21 protein-coding genes are annotated in these 24706 nt (G+C 44.6%); 8 read left to right on the top strand and 13 right to left on the bottom strand.

The annotated features are described in order from the left end of the window. Positions 1-63: 63 nt before the first annotated feature. The 9 genes from KYK27_RS17720 to sdaAB all read right to left on the bottom strand — a co-directional run bounded on the left by KYK27_RS17720 (position 64) and on the right by sdaAB (position 8985). Positions 64-1461 carry a methyltransferase RsmF C-terminal domain-like protein gene (locus KYK27_RS17720; RefSeq protein ID WP_233150507.1) on the bottom strand — a complete coding sequence of 466 codons (1398 nt, stop codon included), beginning with the start codon at positions 1459-1461 and terminating at the stop codon, positions 64-66. 33 nt (positions 1462-1494) lie between these two features. Next, positions 1495-1890, bottom strand: coding sequence for a (deoxy)nucleoside triphosphate pyrophosphohydrolase (locus KYK27_RS17715; protein WP_199111646.1), 396 nt, complete (start codon positions 1888-1890; stop codon positions 1495-1497). 93 nt (positions 1891-1983) lie between these two features. Then, on the bottom strand, positions 1984-2601 hold the full coding sequence (locus KYK27_RS17710; RefSeq protein ID WP_233150506.1) for a hypothetical protein: 618 nt from the start codon (positions 2599-2601) through the stop codon (positions 1984-1986). A gap of 217 nt (positions 2602-2818) precedes the next feature. Beyond that, entirely contained in the window at positions 2819-3244 is a 426-nt protein-coding gene (locus KYK27_RS17705; RefSeq protein WP_199111645.1) for a VOC family protein, read from the bottom strand. Between the two features lie 192 nt (positions 3245-3436). After that, positions 3437-4309, bottom strand: a complete 873-nt coding sequence (locus KYK27_RS17700; RefSeq protein WP_199111644.1) for a hypothetical protein — start codon at positions 4307-4309, stop codon at positions 3437-3439. A gap of 108 nt (positions 4310-4417) precedes the next feature. Further along, positions 4418-5407, bottom strand: coding sequence for an NAD(P)H-dependent glycerol-3-phosphate dehydrogenase (locus tag KYK27_RS17695; protein ID WP_199111643.1), 990 nt, complete (start codon positions 5405-5407; stop codon positions 4418-4420). Between the two features lie 2 nt (positions 5408-5409). Next, positions 5410-6804, bottom strand: coding sequence for an efflux RND transporter periplasmic adaptor subunit (locus KYK27_RS17690; protein ID WP_199111642.1), 1395 nt, complete (start codon positions 6802-6804; stop codon positions 5410-5412). Positions 6805-6810: 6 nt separating this feature from the next. Continuing rightward, positions 6811-8286: a TolC family protein gene (locus KYK27_RS17685; RefSeq protein WP_199111641.1), complete on the bottom strand. Its 1476-nt coding sequence runs from the start codon at positions 8284-8286 to the stop codon at positions 6811-6813. A 21-nt stretch (positions 8287-8307) separates the two neighbouring features. Next, positions 8308-8985: an L-serine ammonia-lyase, iron-sulfur-dependent subunit beta gene (gene sdaAB, locus KYK27_RS17680; RefSeq protein ID WP_199111640.1), complete on the bottom strand. Its 678-nt coding sequence runs from the start codon at positions 8983-8985 to the stop codon at positions 8308-8310. 309 nt (positions 8986-9294) lie between these two features. Here sdaAB and KYK27_RS17675 point away from each other — a divergent pair, with 309 nt between their 5' ends. From KYK27_RS17675 to KYK27_RS17665, 3 genes are all read left to right on the top strand, one after another. Then, complete coding sequence (locus KYK27_RS17675) at positions 9295-10287, top strand: tryptophan 2,3-dioxygenase family protein (RefSeq protein ID WP_246594272.1); 993 nt, start codon at positions 9295-9297, stop codon at positions 10285-10287. Between the two features lie 317 nt (positions 10288-10604). After that, the gene (locus tag KYK27_RS17670; protein ID WP_199111638.1) at positions 10605-12182 is read left to right on the top strand and encodes an NAD(P)/FAD-dependent oxidoreductase; all 1578 of its coding nucleotides are present in this window, start codon (positions 10605-10607) and stop codon (positions 12180-12182) included. A gap of 94 nt (positions 12183-12276) precedes the next feature. Then, complete coding sequence (locus KYK27_RS17665) at positions 12277-12639, top strand: CoA-binding protein (protein WP_199111637.1); 363 nt, start codon at positions 12277-12279, stop codon at positions 12637-12639. A gap of 140 nt (positions 12640-12779) precedes the next feature. Here the strand turns inward: KYK27_RS17665 and KYK27_RS17660 are convergent, their stop codons facing one another. The 3 genes from KYK27_RS17660 to KYK27_RS17650 all read right to left on the bottom strand — a co-directional run bounded on the left by KYK27_RS17660 (position 12780) and on the right by KYK27_RS17650 (position 17112). Next, positions 12780-13616, bottom strand: a complete 837-nt coding sequence (locus tag KYK27_RS17660; RefSeq protein WP_199111636.1) for an SDR family NAD(P)-dependent oxidoreductase — start codon at positions 13614-13616, stop codon at positions 12780-12782. A 145-nt stretch (positions 13617-13761) separates the two neighbouring features. Next, complete coding sequence (locus tag KYK27_RS17655) at positions 13762-16272, bottom strand: ABC transporter permease (RefSeq protein WP_199111656.1); 2511 nt, start codon at positions 16270-16272, stop codon at positions 13762-13764. Positions 16273-16410: 138 nt separating this feature from the next. Further along, the gene (locus KYK27_RS17650; RefSeq protein ID WP_199111635.1) at positions 16411-17112 is read right to left on the bottom strand and encodes an ABC transporter ATP-binding protein; all 702 of its coding nucleotides are present in this window, start codon (positions 17110-17112) and stop codon (positions 16411-16413) included. Between the two features lie 139 nt (positions 17113-17251). On the opposite strand from KYK27_RS17650, the gene KYK27_RS17645 reads away from it, so the two are divergent. From KYK27_RS17645 to KYK27_RS17630, 4 genes are all read left to right on the top strand, one after another. After that, complete coding sequence (locus KYK27_RS17645; RefSeq protein WP_317195955.1) at positions 17252-17974, top strand: arylesterase; 723 nt, start codon at positions 17252-17254, stop codon at positions 17972-17974. Positions 17975-18660: 686 nt separating this feature from the next. Then, positions 18661-19194, top strand: a complete 534-nt coding sequence (locus KYK27_RS17640; protein WP_199111634.1) for an RNA polymerase sigma factor — start codon at positions 18661-18663, stop codon at positions 19192-19194. A 15-nt stretch (positions 19195-19209) separates the two neighbouring features. Beyond that, a complete protein-coding gene (locus KYK27_RS17635; protein ID WP_199111633.1) occupies positions 19210-20070 on the top strand; it encodes a hypothetical protein in 861 nt (286 codons plus the stop codon). Between the two features lie 12 nt (positions 20071-20082). Next, the gene (locus KYK27_RS17630) at positions 20083-21207 is read left to right on the top strand and encodes an outer membrane beta-barrel protein (protein WP_199111632.1); all 1125 of its coding nucleotides are present in this window, start codon (positions 20083-20085) and stop codon (positions 21205-21207) included. Between the two features lie 80 nt (positions 21208-21287). Here KYK27_RS17630 and KYK27_RS17625 read toward each other — a convergent pair whose 3' ends face one another. After that, positions 21288-22034, bottom strand: coding sequence for a TrmH family RNA methyltransferase (locus KYK27_RS17625; protein WP_199111631.1), 747 nt, complete (start codon positions 22032-22034; stop codon positions 21288-21290). A 13-nt stretch (positions 22035-22047) separates the two neighbouring features. Here KYK27_RS17625 and KYK27_RS17620 point away from each other — a divergent pair, with 13 nt between their 5' ends. Beyond that, a complete protein-coding gene (locus KYK27_RS17620; protein WP_199111630.1) occupies positions 22048-24480 on the top strand; it encodes a BamA/TamA family outer membrane protein in 2433 nt (810 codons plus the stop codon). Positions 24481-24706: the final 226 nt, after the last annotated feature.

The following is a 24706-nucleotide window of genomic DNA, read 5'->3' as shown; positions in this document are numbered from 1 at the left end:
TATTCTATATAGATCTCTCCTTTCGTCGAGATGACAATTGAAGTTCGGAATGACAGCTATAGTTTACTCCAGTACAGACTTCTCAGGCAGCAAAGCCGGCAGGTCCATGCGGATGCGCCATTCTTTTGGGTAGTAGTTATTAATACGGTTGCCTATCTGTTTTGCCCAGCCCAACGGCATACTATTGTATTGTAGCAATACCCAGTCAGTACCGTGGCTCCCTAGGTTTATGTCTTCTTTGCGTAAGTAGCGAATTGCCTTTTCAAGGTTCAGTTCGATGCTATTAAATGCTTCTTTGTTCAGATGTTGCGATAAGGCCAGTTGTTGGAGTGGTTTTACTTTTTTGCCAGCTACTTCTGCTACCTGTGTGCCGCCATAGATCACGTATAGTTTCTGGTAAACTTCGTCGGCAGCTTCAAACAAATTCTCAGGTAAGGTAAAGATGGTCTCGTTGTGCTGTATCCAGGCTAAATTTTCCGGATGCTGAAGCCAGTCCTGTACCAACGCTTTTTCTTTCTTGCCGGCTTCCTGAAGTTTATATTTCTTCTTTTTGCCTGAACTATAGTTCTCTTCTTCTGCTTCGCCGGCTTTGCGCATCACGGCTAAAAAGAAGCCTTCGCCTTGCACGGCATGTGGGTAAAAGCGGTAGCCCTCCACACCTTGTAATTCGGAGCGTACAATTCCCAGGCAATCATCAAATTTCAGTTTAATGCTTTCCGCATTTTCCTGACCGGCCAGCCAGGCCATATTTTCTTCGTTTTCGGCTTCGTTCCAGGTACAGGTGCTGTAGATCAGGATGCCGCCAGGTTTCAGGGCTTCCCAGGTATCTGCTAAAATGCGTTGTTGTCGTCGGGCACAAAGCACTACATTCTCTTCCGACCACTCTCCTACAGCTTGAGGATCTTTCCGGAACATGCCTTCGCCGCTACAAGGCGCATCGATCACCATTACATCGAAAAACTCGGATAATCTACCAAAATCACGCGGGTCGTTGCTGGTTACCAGCACGTTGCCGGTACCCCACTTGGCAATATTCTCAGCCAGAATAGTTGCGCGACTTTTAATCACCTCATTCGAAACCAGTAAACTATCTTTCGAGATCAGGCTGGCCAAATGTGTGGATTTTCCGCCGGGTGCACCGCAAAGGTCCAGCACATGCAGTGGCAGGTCCAGGTTTATAGTTTGCTTGAGGACCTGCTCCAGGAACATGGAGCTGGCTTCCTGCACATAGTATGCGCCTGCGTGTAATAGTGGGTCTAAGGTAAAGGAAGGGCGTTCGGCTAAATAATAACCGGAGTCGGTCCAGGGGACCTGGGGGAATTTAACTGTGTTTTGAAATTTATTCCGGTTTACCCGGATACTTACTGGGGGGGCTTGCTGCAGTGACTGTTGGAATTTGGAGTAGTTTTCACCTAACAATCGCTGCATGCGCGTCTCGAAGGTGACCGGGAGTTTTATCATAGTGCAAATTTACTGATTCCCTGAAAAGCAGTTCTATAGTTGGCTTCTTTTCAGGTGCAAATATTCTTCAACGATGGGGATATCTGCAGGGCACCAACTATAGTTTGCTAATACATCTAAGCTTGCCCAACTATAGGCCTGGTGTTCTGCCAGCAAAATATTCCCGTTCTGCAAACTACAGGTATAAGGAATCAGTTCAATTGCTCTTGAACTATAGTAATGTAATACAGGTGTCAGGCGTTCGCGAGGAACTATAAGCAGGTTAAGTTCTTCCTGTATTTCCCGTATCAGGGCTTCTACTTCTGACTCGCCAACTTCTACCTTACCACCCGGAAACTCCCAGAGCAGTGGTTGCGCCATCCTGCTACTGCGTTGGGTTATCAATACCGTGCCTTCGTTTTCTATAATAGCACAAACTACTTTGATCATACCTTTCATTAAAAAAACTCCTGCAACAGTAATTGGCCTACGTTCTTTACGTGTACAATTACAGCAGCAGGAGTTTACGGGAATCTGAGTCGGTTATTTACGTTTTGGTAATACGCCGCTTATAGTAAAACCAATTGCATTTGCTGCATACGAGTTGTTTGCCTGGTCTGTATACTCCATAATGGTATACGAAATACCGAAACCGCTGTATGCAAATTCAAAAATGGCTCCGGTGCTCCCATCAAACTCCATGTTTTCGCTTAAGCCATCGGTGTTTAATTTTATTGCCTGATGCTTAACAACACCAGCACCCAGCCTGATTTTTTCGGTAGCCATCCAGTTTGCTGTAAGGTGCAATGGCACGCGTGTTAGCCTGATGTGAGCGTTATCGGCTGCGGTGGTGACATACTTGTAACCAATTGTTGCCCGTAAGCGCAGTTGCTCGAGTTTTCTGAACTGAAACTCAGCACCTACCGCTATGGCTATACCCTGCCCTGCATTAATAGATTGCTCGTCGCCGTTGGTGAATGTTACCGTACCTACCTCGTCGCCACCGAATTCAAAAGCAGCGCCTAACAAAAAGCGAACAGGCTTATAGTCAGAAACATCTTCAACTATTGGTGGAGCTACTTTAGTAGAGTCAGCATCCTGGGCATTTGCGTTGTAAAAGCTACCTAATCCAAGAAGGGAAAGGAGTAATAGTTTTTTCATAAAGTGTTTGGCTTAGAGTTGAATAGTGCCGGAAAATTAGACAATATTTTAATCCGCCGTATATCCCTGAATGCTAAAAAATCAAAATAAATTATAGTTATAACATCAGTTATAGTTAAACAAAAAAACACCTGATGTTTTCAGGTGTTTTTGCCCTTATTCGGGGCCTTGTGTTGGGTAGTTAGTTACAGAAGTCGCAACTATTTGGAGATGATAGTTATTTTGTGGTTTTCGCCCCAATTTGCTCGCCTAACTTTTCGTAAGCTATGTCGTTAGGCTCCCATAGTTCTATTTTGTTACCTTCCACATCTACAATATGCACGAACTTGCCATAGTCGTATGTCTCGATCTTATCCAGTATCGTAACACCCTCCTGTTGCAGTTGTTCTACAAGTGCTTCTATATTCTCTACACGGTAATTTATCATGAACTCCCTTGTAGAGGGCTCAAAATAATTGGTTGAGTCAGGAAACGGGCTCCACTGTGTAAATCCTTTCTTTGTCTCGTCAGCACCCTGGCGCCATTCAAAAACAGCTCCGTAATCGTTGGTATTTAACCCGAGATGTGTCTGATACCACGCTCTCATTTTATTTGGGTCTTCGCATTTAAAGAAAATGCCACCAATACCTGTTACCTTTTTCATTTGTATCTATGTGTTAGAGTGGGATGTTATAGTTGTATAGAAAGCAAGAATATAAAATTGAGGCAGCTATAGTTTTAACTTCAAGATTAACGATCAGTGTTTGGCGTTGTTGGGATATTTGAAAAACATCAGCCGAAGTTAACAACATCCTGCCCAATAAAGCCAAATCCCTTGTTGTGCGTTCGTGCTTCTTTATTCTATGTGATTTTCTTTTTTTAAAATTTCTATTGTTCTAGGAATTCCGGCTTTAAAGTTGGTTAATTTATTATTATAATTTATTAATAGCCCAGATGTGAAGAATACCAGGTTGCTATATTCTATTAACAAATCTTCATTATTGTTTGCTAATTTAACAGGAGCCTTCATTATAAAACTATCTATATCCTTTCGTGCAACTCCTTTGATATATTTTAAGTAAAAAATTTGGTTATTTAGTTTTATAATTTCACCTAATGCAATGTTTTTAAAATAATCTCCTTGCGATTCTATATCTTCTGCGCCCTCAATGTACTTTGTAATTTCATCAGCAGATATTTTGTCGGATATTAATCTCATACCTCCTGAATTTTTTAATTGAGAAACCGTTCTTTTGGTTAATGTGACGTTAGATTGATTCATTGTATACTTTAACATTAAGATATACATTGTTTTAATTGTGCTGTCGCTGTAAGGTGGATTATCAAATAATGCCGATAAACTGTCTAAAGCTAATTGTTGTTTTTTGGTGAATTCTAAGGTTTGATTGATTTTTGTAGAGTCTGAGATAATATCTTCTATCATAGACCGTACATATTGGTTCCCTGTTTCTTTTTCAAGCCTATGCTCTAAAAAGTTCTGGGCTAAAAAACCCAAGAAGACAGCAAAAAAAAGCATCACAAATTCCCAAACGTAAGATTTCCAGTTTTTCATTCCTTCGTGACGAGCATGATGTTCTTCTATATTTTCAATTCCTTGCTTTGGAGTAATAATGGCTGTCTCAACAGGGGCGCTAATTTTGTCTGAAAGATTTTCAGATACGGTATTTATTTTATTCTCTAGAGGTTCTACTTCTGTATTGTCTTCCATTTACTCTTTTGGTTGGTCAAATTATTAGAGTACTCAAACGGCATAACGCACAACTACCAGCTGAACGATAACAAACGCTTATCTGCACTATGTATATAGTACTATTCCCTACTTCAACTTCTCCTTCAGAATCTCAAACTCTACACCCGGCGATATCTTCTCATACAGAATAAGGTAGACTGCGTTGGTAATAGGCATATCCACCTTTAGAGTCTTGTTCAGTTCGTAAATGCTTTTCACGGCGTAGTAACCCTCGGCTACCATGTTCATCTCTACCTGCGCAGATTTTACTGAATAGCCATGGCCGATCATATTACCAAATGTGCGGTTACGGCTGAACTGTGAATAAGAAGTTACCAGCAAATCACCCAGGTAAGCAGAACCACTCAAGGCACGGTGCATTGGCATAATGGCATCCAGGAAACGCTCAATCTCGAACATGGCATTTGATACCAACACCGCCTGGAAGTTATCGCCATAGTTTAACCCACGGGCGATACCGCAAGCCAAAGCAATAATGTTCTTCATTACCGCGCAGTACTCAATACCATCCAGGTCGTCGAGCGGGTTTGCTTTAACATAGCGGTTGCGAAGCAGCTCACAGAAACGTTCGGCGGTGCTAATGTCGTGCGAGCCTATAGTTAAGTAAGACTGCTTTTCGAGTGCAACTTCTTCGGCGTGGCACGGCCCTGCAATTATTAATTGGTGGGTGTTCGGCACATTAAAACGTTGCTCCACATAGTCCGTTATCAGGATGTTCTCTTCCGGGATCATACCTTTGATAGCCGAAACTATGACTTTGCCCTGAAGCGCATCTTCCGGTAACTCGGCTACAGCTTCCTGCACAAAAGCGGCCGGCACAGCAAGTACCACCCAATCGGCAGCAGCCACTACCGCCTGAATATCAGAGTTCGGTTTTACATAGTTCAGGTCGAACTGCACCCCACTCAGATAGCGTGGGTTGTGCTTATAGTTTACCAGGTGCTGCACATCGTTTTTGTTGCGCATCCACCAATGTACCTGCGATTTGTTTTCGGAGAGTATCTTAACAATCGCTGTTGCCCAACTTCCCCCTCCTATAACGGCTATTTTTTCCAAGTCTATTCTTCGTTTTCTTCTTTCTCCTCATCCTCAGCTTTTGCTTTGCTGATAGATTTAGCATCTTTTACTACTACTTTGCTGCCATCTTTCAATGTTTTAGATACAGCTCTGAACGGGCCAGACACTACTTTCTGGCCAGCTTTAATACCACTGATAATTTCGATGTTATCAAAATCACTGATGCCGGTCTTTACTTTCTGCGCTTTTACGGTGTTAGATGCAGCATCGTACACAAATACGATCTCATCCACCTTGACCTGCGCACGTTTTTCCTGATCTTCTTCGCTTTCTTTAGCCGGATTGCCAGCATTTGCCGTTTCTTTTTTCTTCTCATCAGCACGGGTAGTCACCGCCGACAAAGGAACTGATAATACGTTGCTTTTACGCTCTGTAATGATGTCAACCGATGCCGTCATGCCCGGTCGGAAAGGGAAACGGTTGTTCTTAGAAAGGTGGTTGTACGATTCGTTTATCAGGCGTATGCGAACTTCAAATTCGGTTACTGCCTCCAGTGTAGTTGCATCTTTTGCCGTGTTGGCGATGGCTGTAACTATACCTTTAAACTTCTCGTCGCGGGTGGTGTAAGAGTCAACTTCAACTATAACAGAGTCGCCCATGTGTACACGAATGATGTCGTTCTCGTTCACATTTACGCGCACTTCCATGTTGTTCAGGTTGGCAATACGCATAATTTCAGTACCGGCCATCTGCGATGTACCAACCACACGCTCGCCACGCTCTACGTTCAGTTTAGAGACAGTTCCGCTTACAGGCGCATAAATGGTTGTTTTGTTCAGGTTTTCACGGGCGTCTTTTAAAGAGGCCTGTGCATTCTGCACACCAAATTCAGCTGCACGGATGCTTTGCTTCAACGATTCAATTTCCTGAAGGCCGGCATTGTAGCTGGCGCGGCTTTGCTCATACTCTGCTTCAGAGATCACCTTCTGGTCAAACAGCTTCTTGTTACGCTCATACGCCTGCTTAACCTGTACCTGGTTGGCCTGTGCTTGCGCCAATCTAGCTTTAGATTGCGATAACTGCGCTCTGGATGAATTTACGGTTGCCTGTTGCGCATCTACAAACGACTGATAGTTATCAGGGCGGATACGAAGCAACAACTGGCCTTTCACCACTGAGTCGCCTTCTTCCACGTTCAGTTCGATGATCTCTCCTGATACGTCCGGGCTTATCTTCACTTCAGTTTCCGGCTGCACTTTACCGGATGCACTCACTTTTTCTACGATCTCTGCCTTTTTAGCCTCAGACAGCAATACTTCAGTTCCATCTTCTTTTCCTATCCAGCCGGCTTTTTTGGCTACAACTATAAGAACTATAGCTACAACTAATACAGTAATTAAAATTGGAATGAGTCTTTTAGATTTTTTAGCTGCCATGGTTGATTATAAAGTGATTTCTTTCCCCTGGTAAAAGTCCAGTACCTTAAGTTTAAAAGTATACTCGTATTTGGCTTGAATTAAATTTGATTGGGCTGTGCGGTAGTTATTCGTGATCACAAAAAAGTCCACGGTATTGATAACACCACTGTTGAGGCGTAGCTCCGCATTCTTATAGTTCTTCTCGAGGGCTGTTACCTGTTGCTTGGCTGCTGCATATTTACGTTGTGCGGCAAGTGCATCCACATACGCCTGCTCAATTGTCTGGCGAAGCTGGTTGCGCTCTATATCGGCATTCAGTTTAGCATTCTGCTGGCCAAGTTTAGCGCGCTGTACATTGTTACGGGCCAGGAAACCATTGAAAACCGGTATGCTAAGATTTATGCCTACATATTTGTTGACGTTATCCTGAAACTGATCAACTATATTGCTTGTCTCAAAAACACCTTTCTCAACAGAGAATGGCAGGTAGTAGGTCTGGGCAGCATCTCCTGTTTGCCCCAGGTAAAATGTTTGCGGATTCCTTCCTGATATAGTTTCGACACTGATCAGACGCTGGCCACCTTTAATGTAACGGGTACTAAATCCAGCTCCCAGACTTACTCTTGGGTAATATGCTCCCCTGGCAACATCCAGGGCTTTGTCTGCGCTTAGCACCCTGAAGTCTGCCGCTTTTACGCCTGGCTGTGTTTGTGCCGCAATATCATACACCATAGTTGGGTTAGCAACAACCGGGGCTTCATCAGGTTCCGGCACATCTGGTATAATGATTTCAAAGGTACGGGCCTGCTCATTCTCAAGGTTAAGCAGTTGTATCAGCGATAAACGGGCTATATCGCGCTGGTTCTGTGCATTAATGATATCCAGCTCATCCGTAGCCAATTGAGATTCCAGGTCAAGCACCGCAATTTCGGCTACACTACCTGCTTTATAAAGTAAGCGGGTTCTGTCGAGTTGTTTCTGAGATGTGCTGCGCTGTAGTTCGGCCGTTTTAATCAGCTCTTCCGAAAACAAAACGTTTAAGTAAGACGTGATAACCTGCAGTGTAATATCGTTTTGTATTGCCAGAATATCCTGCTCGCTTGCCTGCAGGTCAAGACCATACTGCTTGATCAGGTTTGTCTGCTGAAAGCCCATGAACAACGGTAGGTTTGAGCTGGCCTGGAAGTTTGCTGTCTGGGAGTTCTCGGTGCTTAGGCTAAAGTCTACCGGGTTTTGGTACGAACCCGCATTGAAACTATAGCCGCCACCTCCATTTAAGTCAGGCAGTCGGTCGTAACGGGCTTGTTTCAGGTCAATGGCGTTCAGGTCGCGACCTACGCGGGTTTGCTTTACCTGCAGGTTATTTTTCTGGGCGTATTCGATCGCTTCAGTCAGCGTCCAGCCACCATTGCCGGGGTTATCCTGGGCAAAAGCAGGCGCAGAGAACAATAACGAGCCCAGCGCAGCTGCTAAAAGCAGGTTCACAGATTTCTTCTTCATAGTTTAGGTATTAAGGGTCGGTTATAGATCAATGTTCGGAATATAGATCACGTGCTTCACCCAGCTCAATTGTTTCAGGTATTCCAGGGTTATTGGTTTTATGCCCGAGTCCATTTCTATAAACTGGCGGGCCATTTCATTTTTGCCTTTTCTGGATACACTCATGGTGGCAATGTTACAGTCGTCGTGAGCAATAACAGAGGCTATGAATGCAATACTGCCTGTCTTATCATCGGCATCTATAATCAGCGTGTGCAGGTTAGCTGAGAAACTGGCTGTAAAACCATCTACTTCCACAATCTGTATCACACCACCTCCTCGGCTCTGGCCTACCACTTCTACCTCACGGCCCTGTGCTTTCAGGTTAAGTTTAATGGTGTTCGGGTGCATGGTCGAGGCATTGCCAACAGACTTGAACGTATATTTCAGGCCACGCTCTTTAGCATGGTCAAAGGCTTCTTTTATGCGTTTATCATCGGTTTTAAAATCAAGCAAACCTGCAACTATAGCACGGTCGCTGCCGTGGCCTTCGTAGGTGCGGGCAAAGGAATTATAAAAGGTGATGATGGCTTCTTCGGGAGCTGCGCCAAGAATGCGGATGGCAGCTCTGGCAATACGAACCACACCGGCTGTATGCGAACTGGACGGACCGATCATAACGGGACCAATCATATCAAAAACACTGCTTTTTTCGGCCATAACAGGTAAGCGTCTTACTAAAATATCGTGAAAACCAAATTTATGAATAAACTCCCAGTATTTCAGCAAGCAAACTATAAATTAGGCATATTTCTACCAATCAGCTTTTTAGCTATACCAATTACACGACCTGCTCTATAAAATCTGGTTTAATGGGCTTAAACTATAGTTAGGAGCAGCTATTAAAGGCCTAACTCTAGTTTAATTATAGTTTAATTACCGGCAGCTGGCGTAAAATAAACTATAGGCGTTATAATATTTCAGAATTGCCATGTACCAAACTATAGTTTTTCTTACTTTGCACAGTAAATGAGCATCTCACCAAACAAACCAACTATGGACTACAACTTTAAACCGGAAGTGCTTGAGCAACTAAAGCGGCTGGAAGAAAAGTATGTGCCTTTGGGCCAGGATCTGGCTGCTTACCTGGAAGGACTCTACCACACCGATTTTATTAACTACTGGGATTATATTCACCTGGATACGCTGCTAAGTCTGCAGAACCCGCGCACCAATATTCCAGACGAAAAGATTTTTATCATGTATCACCAGATCACAGAGCTTTACTTTAAGCTTTGCCTGGAAGAGTATCGTCAAATAGGTGAAGACAAAGCGATTACAGCTGAGATATTAACTAAACGCTTGAAGCGCATCAACCGGTATTTCGATAACCTGATAAATTCGTTTGATGTGATGGTAGATGGTATGGATCCGAAGCAATTTCTGCAGTTTCGGATGGCCCTGATGCCTGCCAGTGGTTTCCAGTCGGCGCAGTACCGTTTGATTGAGATTGCCTCTACAGACCTGCGTAACCTGGTGGCGAAAGATAAGCGCTCGGTGCTTGGTTTACAGAGCACCCAGGAAGAAATGATCGGCTGCATTTACTGGAAAGAAGGAGCTACAGAAGTGGCTTCGGGTGCTAAAACACTTACCCTGATCCGCTTCGAAGAGAAATATACCAAACAACTCATTGAGTTTGCGAAGGAGTACCAGGACAAGAATGTATGGAGCGTTTATAAGCGCCTGCCGGAAGCCGAACAGCAGAACGAAAGGCTAAAAAACCAGATGCGTGACCTGGACAGCAACGTAAACGTGAACTGGCCATTGATGCACTATAAATCGGCGGTACGTTACCTGCAGCGCGACCCTGATGTTATAGCAGCAACCGGCGGGACGAACTGGATGAAATACCTGCCTCCAAAATTCCAGAAACGCATTTTCTACCCCGAGCTGTTCACGGAACAGGAAACCGAAGAATGGGGCAAAGGCTGGGTAGATAAAGTGCTGAACGGGGATATTTAATTGTTAATTGCTGATTGTTAAATTGTTGAAGATCTAATTGTTAATCTCTTTATTTGTCATTTCGAGCCAAAGCGAGAAATCTTATACAGCTTATAGTTGAGATAGATCTCTCCTATCGTCGAGATGACAAAAATTTATATAACTGACCTCATAGTATTTACCGGATCTGTGAGGTCTTTTTTATTATAAATTGAATTAGCATTACCTTTGTATTGTTATCGTCAAACTATAGCTGGATGTATTTTTTAACCATTTAACCATCCAGCCATTTAGCAATCAATTAAATAGTTTAAGGTTAACTACCTTACCTGCGTTACATGAGAAAAAAAGAACTGGAGCTGGTACTGGCTCCTGAAGTGGCTTTTGATGCTGCTCAGCTAGAACACGAATTACTTAAAAGCGCTAAGCTTAGCCCGGCAGACGTAAAATTCCTGCACCGTATAAAACGCTCTATCGATGCCCGCGGCCGCCAGGTGCTGGTACGCGTAAAAGCCGATCTGTACTTAGACAATCCTCCTACTGAGATCATTTCCCCGGTTTATAGTTACAGCGACGTTTCGAAAGAAAAAGCTGTTGTTATAGTTGGTGCCGGGCCAGCTGGTTTGTTTGCAGCCTTGCGTTGCATTGAGTTAGGCTTGAAGCCTATCGTTCTGGAGCGTGGCAAAGATGTAAGAAGCCGCCGCCGCGATCTGGCAGCCATCAACAAAGAACACATTGTAAACCCTGATTCCAATTACTGCTTTGGCGAAGGCGGAGCCGGAACTTACTCAGATGGCAAACTATATACCCGTTCTAAAAAGCGCGGCGACCTGCTCCGTATCCTCCAGATATTTGTACAGCACGGCGCAACGCCGGATATTTTATTCGATGCGCATCCGCATATCGGTACCAACAAACTACCTAAGATCATAGAAGCTTTGCGCGAAACAGTGCGCGAAGCCGGCGGTGAAGTTCACTTTGATACCCGCGTAGCTAATTTTATAGTGGAGCAAGGCGAGATGAAAGGCGTTGTGACGCAGGACGGACAGGAATATATAGGCGAATCTGTCATACTTGCCACTGGCCACAGCGCCCGCGATATCTTTGAAACGCTGCACACTTCCGGGGTAACTATAGAAGCCAAGCCTTTTGCCATGGGCGTGCGTGTAGAGCATCAGCAAAGCCTGATAGATAGCATACAGTATAAATGCGAAGATCGCGGGCCATTTTTGCCAGCGTCTTCTTATGCGCTGGTGCAGCAAACAGTTTATAATAACAGGCAGCGCGGTATTTTCTCCTTCTGTATGTGCCCGGGCGGATTTATAGTTCCGTCGGCTACAGCACCCGGCGAGGTGGTGGTGAATGGTATGTCGCCGAGCCGCCGCGATTCTAAATTTGCCAATTCCGGTATTGTAGTAGCTATCGAACTGGAGGATATGGAGCTTGAGAAGTACGGTCCGTTAGCCGGTTTGCGTATGCAGCAGGCCCTGGAACAGAAGGCTTGCCAGATGGCAGGAGGCACACAGGTTGCACCGGCCCAGTTACTTCAGGACTTTACAAATGGAAAGGTGAGTAAATCTTTGCTCGAAACGTCGTACCAACCAGGTCTGGCATCTGTAGATATGAACGAACTTTTCTCTGAAGACATGGCTTACCGTTTGTGCGAAGGTTTTAAGGGATTTGGGAATAAAATGCGCGGCTACCTGAGCAACAACGCCCAGATCGTTGGTGTGGAAAGCCGGACCTCCTCTCCTGTCAGAATCCCAAGAGACAAGGAAACACTGGAGCACGTTACGATCAAGAATCTTTACCCATGCGGCGAGGGCGCTGGTTATGCCGGTGGTATTGTTTCGGCTGCCATGGATGGCGAACGTTGTGCGGAAATGATAGCAGCCAAGGTGAAACGCGTACTATAGTTTTGCACCGGCTTTAGAAAGAGTTGATTTAAAACTAAACTATAAAAGTAGCTGTAAACTAACTATATACTTTGTTCTACTTAAAGTAATAACTATGAAAAAGACAGTAGTGTTGGGAGCCTCTGATAATCCATCACGCTATTCGTATAAAGCCATTAACCGCCTGAAACAACACGGCCACGAAGTAGTACCGGTTGGTATTAAAAATGCAACGGTAGAAGGACTCCAGATAATTACAGATAAAACCCAGAAGGTAGATGATGTGGATACGGTGACGCTTTATGTGGGCCCACAGAACCAGCCGGTCTGGTACGACTATATAATAGGTCTGAAACCGAAACGCATTATTTTTAATCCGGGCACCGAAAACCGCGAATTAGAGCAACTGGCTGAAGATAATGGCATAGAAGCTTTACACCATTGTACCCTTGTTATGCTGGCCAGCAGCACCTACTAAAATTTTTTAGGCTGAAACTATAACCTGCCCAAAAGGGCATCCGTATAAATAAGAGTAAGTTAAGCAGATGGCATTAGTTGTCTTATGTTTAACAAAGAAAAAGGGATCTGCTAAAGATCCCTTTTTTGTTTTGCTATAGTTTATAGTTTACTTTCCGGTGTTTTCCTGTCTTCTTCCTGCATTTCTTCCATCTGGTAACGCATCGTAGAAGCCAATGCACTATCCGGTAATAAATTAGAGGCACCTGCCTGCACTTTGTTCATTATCCCCGGAACTATACGCGACTCTCCTTTCATTAAAGCGGCATAACCATCTCTGGCAACTTCCTCCGGCGAAGACATTGGTCCGTTTGCAGCCCTTGTATTTTCAGCTTCAGCACGTTTAAAGAAATATGTATCGCTTGGACCCGGGCACAGTGCTGTTACAGTTATGTTCTTATCTTTAAGCTCGTTCTGTAGCGCCTCAGTAAAGGAAAGTACAAAAGCCTTGGAGGCAGCATAAACCGACATCAATGGAGAAGGCATAAACGACACGATAGAGGCTACATTCAATATTTTACCCTCGTCGCGAGCCACCATATCTTTCAGGAAAAGCTTGGTAAGGTGTACAACCGAACTGATGTTAAGCTGGATGATCTCCATTTCCCGGGTAAGATCTGTTTCGTGAAAGAAGCCATGCAAACCGGCGCCGGCATTATTTACCAGCACATCTACCGTTATTCCATTCTGCTTCAGTTGGTCGTAAATCTCCTGCGGAGACTCAGGTCTTGAGAGATCTGATTGTACGATGCAGACATGTTCTAACTGGTATTCGTCCTGCAAACTATAGCCTAGCTCTTTCAAGCGGTCTTCGCTGCGAGCCACCAGCACCAGGTTGTATTTGTCTTTGGCAAACAGCCTGGCAAACTCCATCCCGAAACCGTTGGATGCTCCCGTAATGAGTACGGTCTTCTGATTGTTACCTTCCATTGTTTTCATAGTTAGATTTATAGTTCCGGTTAAGCGATGCCCCTGCCGGAACTATAGGTTTACAGCTGCAACAAGCTGAAGGTTACTTTCTAACAATAAAGCCGGGTCTAAAAGGCTCAATAAATGGTCGAAATTAAAAAAATCGATCTGGCAACTATACTTCGCGGCGAAGTACCTCCAACGGTGGCCTGCTTAAAATGCCTCGGCTGTTCAGAATGCCTATAATTACTGTAAGCAGCGTAATGCCGATAAATACCGGAATTAATGGCCATAGTACCGGCACAAAACTTACTTCGAAGCTGAACACTGCCAGCGCCCAACTGGCAAGTACTGCCAGTACCACACCTGTACCAGAGGCCAGCGCACCCAGCAGCAAGTATTCGAAGGCTGTTATAGTTAAAATCTGTTTGCGACTGGCGCCTAAGGTACGTAGCAGTACACTTTCCTGTACCCGCTGGAATTTACTGATATTGACAGAGCCTATCAGTACCAATAAGCCCGTACTGATACTGAACAATGCCATGAACCGGATAACAAAAGAGATCTTGCCCAAAATATCATCCAGCGTCTGTAAAATAAGGTCTAAATCTATGGCAGAAACATTCGGAAAATGCTGCACAAGGGCACGTTGAAAATCAGCTGATTGCTGATCAGATTTTGTACGCGTCATCAGGATATAAAACTGGGGAGCATCTTCCAGCACGCCTTTCGGGAAAAGTACCAGGAAGTTACTTTGCACACGGTTCCATTCTATTTCGCGGAGATGCGCCACACGAGTTTTCATTAAAGCACCCTGCACGTTAAACACCATCGTATCGCCAAGTTTTACTTTAAGCCGTTCGGCATATCTGTCTTCTAATGAGATCGGTATAACCTCGGTATCTTCTGAAACCTCTCCTTTCCACTCCCCTTCAGCAGTGGATTCCGAATCAATTAAAGTATCACGGTAGGTCACGCGGTATTCGCGGGTAAATGCCCAGTCCGGTATCTCTAGAGTGGTATCCTTGCGCACATCGTTTCCGGTAAGGCCATTCATTTCCTCGAGGCGCATAGTCACAACAGGTACTAACTGCTGCACTGGCAACCCTTCGGCTCTGGTCATATCTACCACGCCCTGTTTCTGAGCAGTCTGAATATCGAATAATACCAGGTTAGGCTGATGTTCGCTGCCGGCAATGGCAACTTCTGAGATCAACAGGCGCTGCATCAGCACCAACGTAGCAATAAGCGCAGTGCCTAAACCAATAGAAACTGTCAGCAACAAGGTCTGGTTATTTGGGCGGTACAAGTTGGCAAGGCTCTGGCGCCATACGTAGCCCCAGTTTACCGGGAAGAATCGTTTTACCAGCCACATCATGCCGCGCGCCAGCAATGCTAGCACCATAAACCCAACTACAACACCACCTGTAAAAGCCAGCGCCCGCAGCCAGGTACCTAACTGAAAATAAGCGAATACCAGCACAAACATCAGAATCAACCCATAAACAGCTAAGCGTAATGGGTCTTTCTGGTTGGTAAGGTGCTCTACACTGGAGCGCAGGGTGATAATCGGGGAAACATTGCGTATCGTTAGCAACGGCAGCAGCGCAAACAAAACCGACACCAGCACGCCAATGCCAATACCTTCTGCAATAGCAGCCCACGATACTGAAACGGTAACTTCAACAGGAAGGAAAGCCTGGAACAGCTGTGGTAAGTACAATTGTATCAGGCTGCCAAGAATAGCTCCTATAACAGCCCCGATCAATCCCATGGCCATAACCTGGAATAAATATATCAAGAAAGCCTGTTTGCCGCTAACCCCGATGCAGCGCAATACGCCTATAGTTGCCAGTTTTTCGCGGATGTACACATGCACAGCACTTGCTACACCTACACAACCCAGCAACAAAGCCACAAACCCAACCAGAGCCAGGAAACTTGCCAGATCGCTGTAGGCTTTACCGGTGCTCTCCTGTCGGCTTTTTACGGTATCAAAGGCAATCCCATCTTCGTCCAGGCGTGGTTCCAGTTTTTTTACCAGTTTGTCGGCATCGGTTTTGGCAGGTAGCTTAAAGTAATGATAATAGCTGATGCGACTGCCTTTCTGTAATAATCCAGTAGCTTCCAGATACTCTCTTGGAATGTAAACCGCCGGGGCTATAGTTGCCGTAACAGCCGATTGCCCCGGAATTTTGTTTAATGCGCCCGCGATCTCAAACGTAAGATTGCCAACCCTGATCGAATCACCAGGTTTGGTATTGAATTGGAGTAGTAAGGTATTGTCAACCAGTGCCCTTCTTGCCTTTCTAAAGTTCCTGCTTGCTTCTACAGGCTCGGTTTCAATAGCGCCATAGTACGGAAAGCCGCCTTCCAGGGCTCTTACCTGCACCAGGCGTGTACTTTGCGAGGCATTAAAAAATACCATCGAAACAAAGCGCACTTCATCAGACCTGTCCCCGCCCACTGATATGGAATCGATCAGCGCTTTGATCTCTCCTTCCGGTGGTTTGTTACCAGCCATTACCAGATCCGCGCCAATCAGTGACTTTGCCTGTTTGTCTATATCCGTTTTCAGGTTGTCGCTGAACGAATTGATAGCCACCAACGCCGCTATGCCCAGAACTATAGATGATATGAACAGCGCCAGTTTGCCACGGTTCCGGCGACTGTCGCGCCATGCCATCAGCAGCAACCAGCGCAGGTTAAGTTTAGATTTATCAGGAAGGTGTATATAGTTATCAGACACGGGGTTGTGATGATTAGTTAATAATGATTAATGAATAATAAGCTGGTCTAATTTTAATGAGTTATTCGTCTTTACTCATTGACCATTATTCATTAACGCAGTCACCTGGTCAGAAACTATAAGCCCTCCTTTGATACGGATGATACGGTTCGTTTTTTCTGCCAGTTCCAGGTCGTGTGTTACCAGTACCAGTGTGGTTCCGGCTTCTTTATTCAGGTCGAAAAGCAATTGCTCTACGCGTGTGCCTGTTTCCTCGTCCAGGTTTCCGGTTGGCTCATCTGCAAAAAGGATAGTTGGTCTGTTAGAAAATGCCCTGGCTATAGATACACGCTGTTGCTCTCCACCAGAAAGTTGTGTCGGGTAATGATCGGAGCGTTCTGCCAGCCCAACGCGGCCTAATAACTCCAGCGCCTGTTTCTGTACATTTCGCTCGCCCCGTAGCTCCAGCGGCACCATCACATTTTCAAGGGCTGTTAAAGTCGGTATCAGCTGGAAATTCTGGAATACAAATCCTACATACATGTTCCGAACCTGCGCACGCTCATCTTCGCTCATATTGTCAAGTTTCACCCCATTCAGAATAACAGAACCGGAACTTGCCCTGTCGAGGCCAGCACATAAGCCAAGCAGCGTGGTTTTACCACTCCCTGAAGGCCCAACTATAGAACAGGTGTCGCCGGCTTGCAGCGCGAAGTTAATGTCCTGCAGTACCGTAAGGTGGCGGTCGCCGGAGTCGTAGGTTTTGGTCAGGTTCTGGATATCAAGTATAGTAGACAATGTCGTTAGATTATAAGGTGTATACCTGAGAAAAACGCAGGCACAGGATCTGATGTTTGGCTAAAACGTAATAACTGTTTAAGTTCGTTGCTTGTTTAACAGGTATTAAGGTATAAAATTACAACTAAATAGATAAACCGTGAAGTTAAATAATAATTGGATCAGGGCCCTGGTACTAAGCTTAACTATAGTTGGTTGCAGCCAATCGGAAAGCTCTACAGAACAAACAGCAGCCGGGCAGGAAGCTGTGGCCGGAAATATGGAGGGCAATAAAACAGATGCAAAAAAGGAAGAAACAAAAGTGATCCTGTTCTTCGGAAACAGCTTAACAGCAGGTTATGGTCTGGAGCCACAACAGGCTTTTCCGGCGCTAATTCAGCAACGCCTGGACTCACTTGACCTACCTTATAAAGTAGTTAATGCCGGAGTGAGCGGCGAAACATCAGCTGGTGGCAAGAGCCGTATTGATTGGCTACTCAAAAAGCCTGTTGATATTTTTGTACTGGAACTGGGCGCAAACGACGGCCTTCGCGGCATTGATCCGGAAAGTACGTACAAGAACCTTAAAACGATCATTGAAAAGGTTAGGGCCAAGAATCCGGATGTTGAGATTGTTTTAGCCGGTATGATGTTACCACCGAGTATGGGCCAGAAATATACCCGTTCGTTTGGGGAAGTATTTACAAGGCTGCAGAAAGATGAGAATGTTACTTTGATTCCGTTCTTACTCGAAGGCGTAGCCGGTAACCCTGAACTGAATCAGAATGATGGCATTCACCCAACAGAGGAAGGACAGAAAATACTAACAGAGAATGTTTGGGATGCTCTGGAACCGATCGTAATGCAGGAAACGGCGCAGTAAGGAAACTTTCTGAAAAAAATTGCACAAATTTTCAGATGAATGTAACCTTCCTGCAACTACCCCGTTAGTATGTATGGCTAAAAGTTGAAAATTATATTTTCATAAACTTACTAAAAGGTTCTCCTCCCGGAGAGCCTTTTATGTTTTTAAGCCGTTTCAATCTTCACAAACTATAGTTTCCTAAACGTAGCAACCCTAACATAGTATAGCTATAGTTGTAATACTTATCTATAGTTCGCTTATCCATAGCGTACTTTCCTTCAATGTCGTCAACGTATCAAGTTTTGTTTTCCAAACTGTCATTTCGAACATCGTTAGATATCTGATTCGGATTTACTCAAAGGTATTCTGTACAGAACTCTCCTTTTGTTGAGATAGCAACTTTGTTTAAGCTGAGTACATCGGCAATACATTGCTTTGCGCGTAATCTTTCCTTTCTGGATAATCAGCTTATAAATACCAGGAAGTCTATCCCATACATTTTATTTCCTGATATTTAAAATATTTATAGTTGATAATCAATTATTTATAGTTAGTGATAAGGCTATATCTAAAAAAAAGAAGAAATTTATAATCCCTCAGGCAACCTCCAGCCTAAACCTTACATCTTAGGTTCAGAAGCGCAGCAAAACGCTGAGACGATTAACAAGACAACGAGTAGATTATAAGTTAAACTTTTACCCAGCGTGACAGAGTCAGAATTAATAGCAGGATGCCAGCAGGCTGACAGTAAAGCGCAGAAGGTGCTTTACGAGCGCTATGCGTCACAGATGTACGGGGTTTGTCTGCGCTACCTTAAAAACGAAATGGATGCCGAAGAAGCTTTACTGAACGGGTTTATGAAGATTTATCAGAACATAGACCGGTTTGAAGCCAAAGGAAGTTTTGAAGGGTGGGTACGCCGCATTATGGTAAACGAAGCACTAGGCTTTTTAAGAAAGAAAGAACCGCTGCACCTGGCCATAGAAGATGGCTACACGCAGATTGCAGGAACCGGCGGCGCAGACCATGACCTGAACGAAGGCGAACTGTTAGGATTATTACACACGCTACCAGCCGGCTACAGAGCCGTGTTTAACTTATATGCTATTGAAGGCTACTCGCATAAAGAGATCGCCGACATGCTGAACATAACAGAAGGAACATCAAAATCACAACTTAGCAAGGCCCGAGCCATGTTACAAAAAAGACTGACCGGGCAGGAAGCAATTGCCAGCTAAGAAAGGAGGAAAATTATGGAACTTGAAGAAGTAGATAAATTATTTAATGAGCGCCTGGGCCGCATGGCTCCTACGCCATCAGCTGACCTCTGGAACCGACTGCAGGAACGCATGGAAGCAGAAATGCCACAGGCAACTCCGCAGATACAACCAGAGCAACACGAAGAAAAACGCAGATACGGATTTTTGTACTACTCTATTGCAGCTGCCATTGCTTTATTGTTGGCTGTAGGTGTTGTGCTAAAATACAATCAGCCGCAAACTGTTACGGACCAAACGATAGCACAGGTTGACTTAGGAAGCAAGAAAGCTGTAGCGCCGGCACAAACTATAGATCCGGATAAAACAGACGTGAGCACAGAGCAAACTATAGCTGCTGCAACTCCGGAACAAACTATAGTTGAACCAACCATAACTGAAGAACCAGCTGTAGTTACTGAGCCTGCAAAAACTACTATTAAAAAGCCGGTTACCAAACCACGTAAAAAAGCTGAACAGCAATGGGTGAAAGCTGAAGATAAAACTATGCTGGCACAGCAAACCACTAAACCAGCGCATCAGGTGGAGGAGCCTCAGTTACCAACTGCCGTACAAACTCCGGTTGCTTTTGCTTCAGCAAACAGCGCCGAGCCGGTTCAGATCATTATCAAGCGCACTGTTAACGAGGAACCGGTTGCACTGGCAGCGGCAGATGAGCCGGAAGAAAGCAACTCTTTCCAGAAAAAGCAGCGCCTTGCAAAAAGCATCTTTAAACAGGTAAAAAATCTCTCTAACGGAGAACAGGTAAACTTCGCAGACCTGGGCGTTAACGCAAGCAAAATTGCACTCGAAACAAAAATCGGAAAACAAAAAATCTCAAAAGTAATCAATCTCTAATCCCTTAAAACCATGAAACGAATACTACTTGTAATGGCCATCTGCATGGCCGCAGCTACCGGTGTGTCTGCCAAAGGCGGTCTTACCGTTGCAAAAAGAGCCGGAAATCAGGACACCATCGTTGTGAAAATGGCCAATGGCGCTAAAATGATCCTGCAACTGAAGAACATGAAGCAACTCGAAGCTTTCCAGAACTATAGCCTGGACTCGCTGATGCGCGAACTGAACAACTACGTAAAGCAGGTTGATAAAATGGAAGGCGCTACTGAGAAGGACGGCAATCCGAAGCAAATGACTGTGACCTTTAATACCAAAGAAGGTGACACAGATGAAGCGGAAGAAGTAAATGTTACCATTCAGGAAACCGACGCTAAAGGCAAAGTAACCAAAGAACATCACCAGATTAAGGTTGGCAGAAATATAAAGATTGATGTGGAAATTGAAGAAGATGGCGATACTACCAAAGTAAATATTGGTGACCAGGATGGCGACTCTGACGATGACAACCACATAGAAATTTATAAGGCAACCCGCTTCAATTTCGATATTGACCTTGGCCTGAACACGTTTATAGATAAGGAAAACGCCTCATTCGTGCCAGACCTTAAGCCAATGGGCTCTCGTTATGTAAGCTTAAACTCACACATGATCTCGCAGATCGGTGGTCAGAAGAGTCCGTTCTACCTGGTATCTGGCGTAGAGTTCGCGTTCAACAACTATATGTTTGATAAGAACGTGATCATCCAGGATAATGATGACGTGACAGAATTCACGAAAGTGGCGGACATTAATTATGAGAAATCTAAACTGGCTACTTCAAGCATAAACATACCGCTAATGCCGATGCTTAAATTTAAGCGCGCCAATGGCAAAGATGGTTTCCATATTGGTGCGGGTGGTTTTGCAGGTTACCGTTTAGGTAGCCACAGCAAAGTAAAATATGAGCAGGAAGGTAACTCTACAAAAGACAAAGACCATGGCAGCTTTAACCTGAGCGATTTCCAGTATGGAGCTACCGGTGTGATCGGTTACAACAACTTTAGCCTGTTTGTGAAGTATAACATGAACGACCTCTTTAAAGAAGAGCGCGGACCGCAGGTGAATGTTATCAGCTTTGGTTTCCGTTTGCTTAATTAAGAAGTTTAATTTGTGAATTGATTGTGTTAAAGGAGAGCTCTAGTCTAGGGCTCTCTTTTTTATTAACTATAAGTTATAGTTTATGCCCAGCGCCTGAAATTATCCATGATGATGGCAGTAGCCGTAGCCACATTTAAAGACTCGGCATGGCCAAAAGCGGGTATTTTGATAAGCTGATTTACCTGTTTTGCTACTTCAGGTCGGATGCCGTTGGCTTCGTTGCCCATTACAACTATACCCTGCGGCTGCAATTTCATCTGGTGAATGTTCTCGCCTGCTAAAGATGCACCGTAGATACTATGCGTTGTGGTGTGTTGCTGTAACCAGTTTTCGAGATTGAGATAATGCACCTGCATGCGGGTAAAAGAACCCATAGTAGCAGCAATTACCTTTGGGTTATAAAAATCAGCGCAGTTTTCAGAACAGATTATTTTTTCTATGCCGTACCAATCCGCTATCCGGATAATAGTTCCAAGGTTGCCCGGGTCGCGGATATCATCCAGAGCTATTACCAGTTCGGTTGGCGCAACTATAAGGTCGGGCAACCGGCGCATATGGGCTACTGCCAGGGCAGCATTATTTGTAGCATAAGTGCCGGCACGAACCAGGTCTGCTTCCGTTACAACTTCATAAGTTATACCTTTACCCAGTAGCCTGGCATGTTCTTTCGCAAAGCTTTCGGTTACGTATACATGCTGCAGTTCAAAACCGGATTGCAGTAATTCAATAACACTTTTTGCTCCCTCCACCACAAAGGCTTGGTGTTGGTTGCGGTATTTTTTTACTTGCAACGAGTTTATATACTTTATAACTGCTTTCGATAACATAACTGTGGTCCGTTTGAAGTCACGATTTTACATATTCGGTCTGGTAATTACAATTTTGTTTTCTGCAGGCTGCGTACCCACCAAAGATCTGGGCGAGGACGAACAGCTGTTGGTAAGCATAAAACCGCAGGGGCTGCAGCAAATTGAAGTAGCTGAGATTGAGAACTTATACCAGCAACAGCCTAACCGTATGTTCCTGGGCTCTACGCCTTACCTGGTAGTGTATAACATCGGTAAAAAGTTTTATGACCCGCCTAAAATTGATGAGCGCATCCGGGAAACGCAGGAAAAGTGGCGCACAAAATTCCGGGAAGCCGGCACCGATTCGGCAAAGGTACAGCGTATCCGAAATCGTTTCAGTAATCGTATTGCCAGGTTACGGGAGAAAAAAGAAGAAGGTAATTTCCTGATGCAGCTTGGTGAGCCACCTGCCATCTACGACTCCACCCTGATGGTGAAAACTATAGACCAGATCTCTATTTACCTGAACGCGCACGGGTATTTTAAGCACACCATTGATTTTGAGAAGGAAGAAAAGGAAAAACTGGCTTATGTTACACTCAACATCAGTGAGAATGAACCTTACAGGTACAATAAACTAAACTATAGCATTCCGGATACAGCCATTCTGGCACTGGTTAAAGCCTCTTCAAACAAATCGCTGCTGCAACTGAACGATATTTTTAATGAGGATATCATAACAGAAGAACGCACCCGTATTTATGAATTACTGCGTAATAACGGGTACTATGATTTTGCCCGGGCTTATATTGAGTTTGAAATTGATACCCTGGCAACAGAAAATGGTACCGGCGTAACAACTATAGTTCTGAACCCCGAAACAGGCGGAAGACACCAGGTTTATTCTATAAATAATGTCTACTTTAAAACTGATTCTGACCGCTTTGGCATACCGCGTGATACCATTACCTATAACAACATTAATTACGTTGCCTACGACCAGAAATATTCTACCCGCATACTGGACAAGAAGGTAGATATTTACCCTGGCCAGAAATACAGCCAGTTAAATACAGCCACTACCCAACGTAAGCTAGCCGACCTGGATGTGTTCCAGTTTAACAATGTGCAATACAATAAAATTACTGATCCCGCGGATAGTAGCCGTACCAACTTGCTGAATGCCTATATAAATGCCCTGCCATCCAAACGTTTCCAGGAAACAACAGAGCTTGGTGTGAACTATACGGAGCGTACACCCGGCCCATTCTCCAGTATCAGGTTACGGGTGCGTAATGTGTTTGGAGGAGCCGAAAATCTTGACCTGGGAATACGCGGTGGTCTTGAAGGACAGATAAGCCTAACTGACCCTCAAAAAACAGTTATGATCAAGGAATTCGGAGGTGACATGTCGCTTACTTTCCCGTTCATAATTGCACCGGGCGGGAGGAACATGTTATCCAGATACAGCCCACGTACCCGTATTTATACAGGGTTTACGAATGTAGATCGCCAGGAATACAAGCGTTCCAGTTACGAATTATCGCTTGATTACATCTGGCAGAAATCGCGCGCCCCGTTACAGGCACCAACGCTGCAATATATTTTCTCGCCCTTAAACCTGACTATAGTTGAAGCTGATCCAAATACCTTCTCTGACGATTTCAAGAAGGCACTGCAGCGCTACAGATCTTTTGAAGAAAGTTTCACAAGCGGTATTATCAGTTCGATGTCTTTTAACCTGACCTACAATACCAACGATTTTGCACAGACCCGTAATGCCCGGTTTTTCAGAGGGCTGGTAGAAGTTGGCGGCCTGTCTCAGGAACTTGGAGTAGATCTCAGGATAAAAGACCTTGAAACATTCCAGTTCGCTAGGCTAAACCCCGATTATCGTCGGTACATCCCGTTGGGCAATAAGCGATATTTTGTATATCGGATTAATACAGGTATTGCCAGCCCGATCCTAAATGCTACGGTATTGCCTTACGAGAAACATTTCTTTGCAGGTGGCGCTTCCAGTGTGCGTGCCTGGCAATCGCGTCGCTTAGGTCCGGGCACGTTTGCCGACACTACCAAAATTGAGAACACGAAAGAATTTATTCAGTCGGAGCAACCGGGTAACATACTGATAGAAGCCAGCACAGAATATCGTTTCAATATCTTCAGTTTCCTGAATGGGGCCTTATTTGTAGATGCCGGTAACATCTGGACATTAGAAAAAGACCCGACACGCCCCGGTTCTTCTTTCCAGTTCAATAATTTTTACAAAGAGCTGGCAGTGGGTACCGGATTTGGTCTTAGGTTCGATTTATCCGTACTGGTACTCCGCTTCGACTTTTCAACCAAGGTGTATGATCCGAGTGGCATAAACGGTAAAAAATTTGTGTTGGGCGATTTCCGGTTCTCCGATTTCTTTACCAGAACAACCGAAGCCAGAATCAACCAGAGCAACCTCAACATCGGCATCGGGTATCCATTTTAAACCCTGCGTTTAATGTGAATCTAATAGATTTCGTGCTAGTGCCTATTGCATGCTTTTTAGGTAAAACTATAGTTCAAAGCTTTTTGAACAAACTATAGATACCCATATCCCACGCAGCCTACGAAACAAAATGGACACAAAGGAATAGGAAAAATCCCAAAAACAAGTCTGAAATTGTAGTACATATAAAAAGCCCCGCCAATTACGGCAGGGCTTTCATTTTATA

It is taken from the genome of Pontibacter populi (assembly GCF_019336435.1).
Lineage (GTDB): Bacteria > Bacteroidota > Bacteroidia > Cytophagales > Hymenobacteraceae > Pontibacter > Pontibacter humidus.
The sequence above is the reverse complement of the archived record's forward strand: the minus strand, read 5'-3'. Positions and strand labels throughout refer to the sequence as shown.

Excerpts from the sequence above, each read along its gene's own strand:
- KYK27_RS17685 (WP_199111641.1), bottom strand. The coding sequence starts at position 8,286 with ATGAAGAAGAAATCTGTGAACCTGCTTTTAGCAGCTGCGCTGGGCTCG.
- KYK27_RS17720 (WP_233150507.1), bottom strand. The coding sequence starts at position 1,461 with ATGATAAAACTCCCGGTCACCTTCGAGACGCGCATGCAGCGATTGTTA.
- KYK27_RS17700 (WP_199111644.1), bottom strand. The coding sequence starts at position 4,309 with ATGGAAGACAATACAGAAGTAGAACCTCTAGAGAATAAAATAAATACC.
- KYK27_RS17635 (WP_199111633.1), top strand. The coding sequence starts at position 19,210 with ATGGAACTTGAAGAAGTAGATAAATTATTTAATGAGCGCCTGGGCCGC.
- KYK27_RS17660 (WP_199111636.1), bottom strand. The coding sequence starts at position 13,616 with ATGAAAACAATGGAAGGTAACAATCAGAAGACCGTACTCATTACGGGA.
- KYK27_RS17675 (WP_246594272.1), top strand. The coding sequence starts at position 9,295 with ATGAGCATCTCACCAAACAAACCAACTATGGACTACAACTTTAAACCG.
- KYK27_RS17630 (WP_199111632.1), top strand. The coding sequence starts at position 20,083 with ATGAAACGAATACTACTTGTAATGGCCATCTGCATGGCCGCAGCTACC.
- KYK27_RS17715 (WP_199111646.1), bottom strand. The coding sequence starts at position 1,890 with ATGATCAAAGTAGTTTGTGCTATTATAGAAAACGAAGGCACGGTATTG.
- KYK27_RS17710 (WP_233150506.1), bottom strand. The coding sequence starts at position 2,601 with ATGAAAAAACTATTACTCCTTTCCCTTCTTGGATTAGGTAGCTTTTAC.
- KYK27_RS17655 (WP_199111656.1), bottom strand. The coding sequence starts at position 16,272 with ATGGCATGGCGCGACAGTCGCCGGAACCGTGGCAAACTGGCGCTGTTC.
- KYK27_RS17705 (WP_199111645.1), bottom strand. The coding sequence starts at position 3,244 with ATGAAAAAGGTAACAGGTATTGGTGGCATTTTCTTTAAATGCGAAGAC.
- KYK27_RS17665 (WP_199111637.1), top strand. The coding sequence starts at position 12,277 with ATGAAAAAGACAGTAGTGTTGGGAGCCTCTGATAATCCATCACGCTAT.
- KYK27_RS17625 (WP_199111631.1), bottom strand. The coding sequence starts at position 22,034 with ATGTTATCGAAAGCAGTTATAAAGTATATAAACTCGTTGCAAGTAAAA.
- KYK27_RS17670 (WP_199111638.1), top strand. The coding sequence starts at position 10,605 with ATGAGAAAAAAAGAACTGGAGCTGGTACTGGCTCCTGAAGTGGCTTTT.
- KYK27_RS17690 (WP_199111642.1), bottom strand. The coding sequence starts at position 6,804 with ATGGCAGCTAAAAAATCTAAAAGACTCATTCCAATTTTAATTACTGTA.
- sdaAB (WP_199111640.1), bottom strand. The coding sequence starts at position 8,985 with ATGGCCGAAAAAAGCAGTGTTTTTGATATGATTGGTCCCGTTATGATC.